Source organism: Microcystis sp. LE19-41.2A, assembly GCF_027530405.1.
GTDB classification, from domain to species: domain Bacteria; phylum Cyanobacteriota; class Cyanobacteriia; order Cyanobacteriales; family Microcystaceae; genus Microcystis; species Microcystis aeruginosa.
Window position 1 is genome coordinate 1 of the sequence record NZ_JAPZQJ010000118.1, and the last position, 6,767, is coordinate 6,767.

The 6,767-nt window shown below is 37.3% G+C and carries 3 protein-coding genes; 2 read left to right on the forward strand and 1 reads right to left on the reverse strand.

Going from position 1 to position 6,767, the window contains the following annotated elements; translation table 11 throughout:
• Nucleotides 1-468 (reverse strand): nuclease/transposase family protein (locus O9290_RS05275; RefSeq protein WP_502846446.1); only part of this gene is annotated, 468 nt, incomplete at its 3' end.
• 712 nt (nucleotides 469-1,180) lie between these two features.
• Between O9290_RS05275 and O9290_RS05280 the strand changes: the two genes are divergently transcribed.
• Together O9290_RS05280 and O9290_RS28430 are read left to right on the forward strand one after the other, a co-directional pair.
• Nucleotides 1,181-5,197, forward strand: a complete 4,017-nt coding sequence (locus tag O9290_RS05280) for a hypothetical protein (RefSeq protein WP_288086784.1) — start codon at nucleotides 1,181-1,183, stop codon at nucleotides 5,195-5,197.
• A gap of 49 nt (nucleotides 5,198-5,246) precedes the next feature.
• Nucleotides 5,247-6,737 (forward strand): LamG domain-containing protein, encoded by a 1,491-nt coding sequence (locus O9290_RS28430; RefSeq protein WP_409786531.1) that lies wholly within the window; start codon nucleotides 5,247-5,249, stop codon nucleotides 6,735-6,737.
• Nucleotides 6,738-6,767: the final 30 nt, after the last annotated feature.

The window sequence follows — 6,767 nt, forward strand, 5'->3', positions numbered from 1 at the left end:
CCGTTTAATCTGTTGCTCTGAATAATAAACTAAGGTCTTTTGACTACACCATAAATCAAATTCTCCTGCTTTAAAGCCATCGGTAAATCTGATTTTACGTCGGTCATCAGATAGTTTGTAGCCCGTTAGTTTGTATTCAACCGAACGGCTATGCTTTTTGAACCGAGGAAAGCCTTTTTTCCCTGGTATCTTAGCATGACAATTCTGGTAAAACCTAGTAATTGATTGCCAGGCTCTATCAGCAGCCGATTGACGAGCTTGAGAGTTTAATTTGTTAACCCAAGGTGTCTCTTTATTGTTAGCTAGTACCGCACAAAGTTTTTGGAGATCATTGCGGGTTGTCCCTTGATTGTCCATCCAATAACGAACACAAGAGTTACGCACAAACTGAGAAGTTCTAATAGCTTCATCAAGTTTTTGGTATTGTTCTGGTGTCCCGTTTTTTAACTTGGCTTCTACGACTAGCATTGATTAATCTTCGACCCTGGATAAATTAAGTATAACACAGTTTACCTACAAATGGTAGAATTAAAATCGTGCTTCGCGGTTGATATTCTGGTCGAATTTCATCCCCCGCAAAGGTGAGTATCTTGTCGAAAAATCTAGCGGGGGCATTCATCCGACATTTTAGGTAAAACCCAACATCCTCTACTAAGTGAGACTAAGAAATTATGTCTCACTTAGTAGCTTTTTCCTGGTTGCAAGGCTCTGTCCCGACCCACGCAGGAGTCCTAGTTCCTAAGACCCATACTTTTTCTGGCAACAAGACCCGCCGAAGCTCGTTTATCGCGCAAGGAATAGTGGTCAAGATATATTTGTTAAGTAGTCTGACATAAATTCTGTTGTCTATCTTAAGAAATGTAAATTGCCGCAATTCTTACTGACGACCGACTTGAAAGAGGCAGGGGGCAGGAGGGAAAAGTACCACTTTCAGGCTTGGCGGTGCCAACTTTGGCATCGGGACTGACGACCGACGACCGACTCCTTACCCCACAGTTAACTTTACTTTTGTCCAACTACTTAGAGCATCGGTTTTTAGATTTATTCAGCCAACCCTACTTATGAGATGCACCCGAAAAAATAAATCTGATTTGTGCATAAAAACTAAAGACTATAACATTAGAAAACTAAACCTGTTATAATCGGGGCAAAAATAAATGCTTGTAATCTTAATTAGAACATGGTCAATAGTATTTTAATGATTCCTGTTCATTTGGATGCTCTTTATCTGAAAAGAGAGCGCCTAGTTATAGAGGCGATGGCAGATTTGAGCATAATTCCTTATTTTAATAGAAAAAGAGACGTAAATCCGAATATTGCTCATATCAGCGAGGAGATTGTTTCCCAACCCTTTCAAAATCAAAATCTCTACCTGAAAGCAGGAATCCATTTACATTGGGCGTTACCCGATGCTTTAACAAAAGGTATTCAAGATAGCGATAAAAAGACAGTTTTCCCATCAGTTCCTAATCGCTGGTTAGTAACACGCACTCTTAACGGCAAAAAACGTCAATGGGTGGTGGAGAGTGATTATCTTTATCGGGAAGGAGAAGGGGAGCAGTTAGGTAGTATTGCTTATCCCATTGAGATAAAGAATGGTAATGGTAATCATCAACCATTTCGCTATTTAGGTCGCAAACTGCCTATAGAAGCTTGGTTAGAAAATGATCCCAAGGCTGAATACTTACCCTTATTAACGGCGGTAGGTTATGGTGAACCGACTTTTGCGGCTTTTTATCCCAATTGTCACAGCGTTTTTGGATTTTATGATGATTATTCTCCTGAAAATACTGATGGGTTACAGTATGATGTGATTGCGTGGTATAGTCACTTAGAAAAGGATTATTTCAATCAGTTTATTCAGTTAAAATTAAAATTAAAAGATAAATTGAGTACACAGGAATTAATCAAAGCGATACAAGAGGAATTCAAGTGGGACATTCCCGTTAAAAGCAATGAACAAATACCTCAAAGAATACTTTGCTATGCCCGCTTAAAGTTTGCTTCTCCAACCAATACAGAGAAAGAAATTTCGGTAGAAGTGGCTGTAGGAAATACGGGAACGGAGGCATTATCTGCTTATTTAGGTCAAAAAATTGACAACAATTCTCAATCTATTATTGAAGATCAATTAGAAGCTTTAACCCTATCTTCTAGTCTAGAACATCGGCAGTTGGATCTAACAGCTAAGTTTGAGGAAGCACGCCATGAAAAAGGGTTTAATGCGGTCTCATCTGGCACAATATGGACAATTACTTTAGGAAGCACAAACGCTACAACAGCAAATGCTGAAGATGCTCAAGCTCAGAGCGAAGTTACTTTACCCGATAATATAGCTCCTAAACTGAATCAGCTTAATCTATCTCAACAGAAATATGACTGCACTTTCGATGAAATTGAGTCAATGCGTCGGCAACTCTTTTCTGATTGGTATAAGTATATGTTAAGTGCTTATCCCCCCCAAGGTAGCACCGCTCAGTATCCTGATATTGATGAAGTTAAATATTATATTGAGGAGAAGGGAATTGAACCTTTAAAGGCAAAACTGAATGATCTAGAGAATTATGAAAAGTTATTGAATAAATCTTTAACTCAATTACAACAGGCGATTACTCAAGTAAATATTACCCAGTGTAAATTAAAAGTTAGTGATATTTTAGACTGGGAAAAATTGATTAATCAGTTAGAACAGGGAACAACAGAGCCAATTAAAAGAATTAAGCAGTTAATCCCCGATTTGTCCAGTAAAATTGCAGGGAAAAACCAAGGAAAAATTATAGATGCCTTAAATTTAATTTTTACTAAAAACGAAACAGAGCCAATTAAAAGAATTGAGCAGTTAATCCCCGATTTGTCCAGTAAAATTGCAGGGAAAAACCAAGGAGAAATTATAGATGCCTTAAATTTAATTTTTACTAAAAACGAAGAAGAATTAGTCCGTTGCAATCGTCTGCTTTTAGAAGTTTCTTTCCCTCAGCTAATTTTAAAAGCTCCACCACCTTATACCCTGAAACCTATTGCCGGTTCCCGTTATTGGCAACCAACAGAACCAGTTGTCTTGATGGCGGGGGAAGGGGTAAAACCCACCATTCGCCATGGACAAGATGGAAGATTGAGGGATGATGGACTGTTAGAATGTGAGATTTTACAACAGGAAGAGGACATTTTTCTCAATGGATTTTCGTCTATTCTCGGTAAAATTGATCAGATAGCAAACAATAAAAAAGGGGAACATATTGGCTTTAACACTTGGGAAGAACAACCTTGGCATCCGTTTTTACTAGAGTGGGAGGTAGAAGTTTTTCCCCTCCAAAATGGCTGTAATCATGGCATCTATAATCATCAATATGATGCTGAGTTTATTACGGGTAATTATACCTTGAAAGAAAACGAGCCAGAGCTTTCTTTACAGTACGGAAAGGGGGCTGTTCTTAAAGCTGCTAATGTTTATAGTGGTCGGAGTATTTTAACACCCCATGCCGGAATTAAGCTTAAGGAAAAAATAGAAGTTTATTTAAAGAAACAATTACCTGATGAGGCTAAAGAATATTACGAACTAAACCTGTCTGAACAAGAAGAAGCTTACCAAAAAAGAATCCAAGATTGGTATAAGGACAAACCAAATTCTTTGACCAACTTAGACCAACAAGAAAAGATTCAAGCCATTCAAGCTTGGTATGAGCAAAAACCCTGTTATGATCCTAGTAATCCTAATTTAATTTTCACTAATCTATTCTCGGATCAAAAAGCTAAAGACCCCATTTATACTGCCATTAGAGCTTATCAAAATCTTTTAAGCCTAAATTGTCTATCTCAAGCTTTAGGAGGGTTTAACGAGGCTTTATTGATGCACAAACAGACCTTACAGTTACCTATTGCTGATCCTTTAGGATTTAATGATTATCAGGCTTTTACAGATGAAATAAAAGACATGGTACAACAAAGTATCCGTAGTGCGCCAGAACCTTTAAATGATTTTAACCCAATTCGCTCAGGGGTAATGAAGATTTTGCGGTTACGGTTGGTGGATACTTTTGGACAGGTGAAGGATTTAGATATTAGAAATATTATCACTCCTGAACAGATGACGACTCCAGGCAGTCCCTATCTGATATCTTTACCCCCTCGTTTGGTACAACCAGCGCGTATTAATTTCCGTTGGTTATCTGCAATTGAAGGGGAACAGGAAATGAATAGTCATCCAGCTACTACTCCTATTTGTGGCTGGATATTGCCTAATAATTTAGATAATAGTCTCGCTATCTATGATAATCAGGGTAAGGCTTTGGGTTCGATTAATCAATTAGCAAAATGGCAAGCTGCGCCGGGAGAAAATACGGTTATCCCCTTTGATAAAATTGATGATCATTTACAAAAAGTGATTAACTATATTATTAAGCAGGGGGCAGAATTTTTGTCTAATTTTATTTCGGCTTTAGATAGTGGTTTAGAAAACATTGATTCCGAAAATTCAGCGCAAAATCAAGGTTTAGCACTGTTAATGGGACGACCTATTGCCGTAGTCAGAGCTTCTTTAAATTTGGAATTAGAGGGACTTCCAGCTATTAACCAAGATTGGGGAGTATTTTGGCAAGATTTAAGACGCAATTTCCGAGAAACAGATGGCTTTGAAAAGGTCAAGTTTCCGATTCGTTTAGGAGAATATAAACAGTTAAATGATGGTTTATTAGGTTATTGGTTGGAAGGGGATGATGGAAGTCTCAAGGATATATTTTATGCCCCTCAAAGTGATTTAGAGGGAATTAATCATCCTGCTATTAAATTTCATAATGCTAATAATCCTTGGCACATTGATCTTAATGTAAAAGATCCTCCTACCCTGTTAACCATGCTTATAGATCCCAGAGGAAAAGTTCATGCAACTACTGGAATTTTACCGACAAAATCGATCAATATTCCCCCGGATCAATATCAACAGGCTTTAGAGAGCATAGAAATTACTTTCTTCTCTGCTCCTATCTTGACAGATTATGGTAAGATTAATTTAGCTTTACCTGATGAAGTCGGTTATCAGTGGTCATGGTTAGAGAAAGAAAAAGAGCAATGGTCAACTGCTGACAAAATAGGTCAAACTAATGTTAATGCTATCTTCTCTGGCAAGCAAGAAATTCGAGAGGGATGGTTAAAGTTAAGCCTAAAAAAAGAGCCACCCAACCCTAATAGTCCTAATCCCTAAGTTTATTAAAAATTCACCCGTTAATTTTTTAAATCAAGGAGTATCAATTATGAGTAACACTAATGACTTAGTTCTACATCTAAAACTAGATACCATTATCCCCGATGCAGACAATCAAAGAGTTCGTAGTGCTTTTTTAAGCGAGAATGTTTCAGCTTTAAGTGAGAATATTTCGGCTTCTACTGAGAACCAATATAGTGTTCATGGTAGTCCCCAAGTTGTGAGTGATGAACATTTTGGCAGTTGTTTCATTTTTGATGGAAGACAAGACTATATAGAAATTCCTAATTCAGAGGACATTAACTTTGCAACTAATCAAGATTTTACCGTTGCCAGTTGGATAAAAATAGCCAAAGAACAAGCATTTAAACCCAATGGTGATACCGATATTATTGGAAAATGGAATGGTAGTGGAGGTTATCCCTATGTCATCAGATATGTGCGTGATAACCAAACAATCCATGCAGCAAGATATGATGGTTCTAATAATCCCGCTGTCACCACCACAAACCAACTTAATAACGAGCAATTATATCACATTGCTTTTGTTAAAGAAGGGAGCAAGTTGCGGCTTTATTTAGATGGACGTGAAGAAAATAGTACGGATGATACAACCCAATCTCAAACACAAAATGATTCACCTCTTTATCTAGCACGTAGAGGAGGAAGCAATGAAGCTTATGCTAACTATTTTGCGGGAACAATTGCTCATCTCCGCATCTATAAAAAGGCATTATCTCCAGAAGAAATTAAACAGGATATAAATGATAATTTAACGGTGATCGCCGCTTTTAATCTTGCCTATCCTCTTGATTTTGACTTATATGAAGGGGACAATAAAGAGTCCATTATCTTTATTGAAAATGATACTAAGGGAGAAGAACTGGTTTTTGAAATTCAAAATGATACAGAACAAGAGATTACTTTACCAGCAAAAAGTGGAGCAGTCACTCAAAATAATTATCATTTTGAATTAAGATTTAGACCTGATACTCTATCGCCTAAATCTTTACAGCAATTGGCTTTAAAACCCCAAAGTAATTGGAGTATGAGTTCTCCTGTTACTCAAGCAGATGGGATAGTTTCTCTCTATTTCTTAACAACTAATACTACTTTATCAGCTAATGAGGTCGTTACTTTAACCCTGCCAAACGTCAGTGCTTCAGCAGCGGGAGGGGCAAGAACAACCAGAGTTGAGTTTTTATGTCCAGAGTTTACTTATCAAGGAGAGACTTTAACTCATTATTATCGAGAAAAAAAACTCAGCGTTATCGATCATCGAGGGAAGAAGAATATTCCGCTTCATGTCAGTTTTGTAGGCTCTAATCGGATTTTGAATAATGGCAAAACACAGAATAAGTTAACTTTGCGAATTGTTAATGTATTAAAAGATAAATCTATTCCTTTGATTCCAGATAGTAAGGGGGATCGGCTCTTCGGTTTGTGTTATGCAATGGAGGGGGGTTATAAGGGATGGAACCCTTATATAGAAAGGCATTTAGCGATTTTTGTCAATTGTTTTTTATCTAGAGCGAACTAATCAATTAAGTCTCTTGCCAGATAAGGATTT

Excerpts from the sequence above, each read along its gene's own strand:
- O9290_RS05280 (WP_288086784.1), top strand. The coding sequence starts at position 1,181 with ATGGTCAATAGTATTTTAATGATTCCTGTTCATTTGGATGCTCTTTAT.
- O9290_RS28430 (WP_409786531.1), top strand. The coding sequence starts at position 5,247 with ATGAGTAACACTAATGACTTAGTTCTACATCTAAAACTAGATACCATT.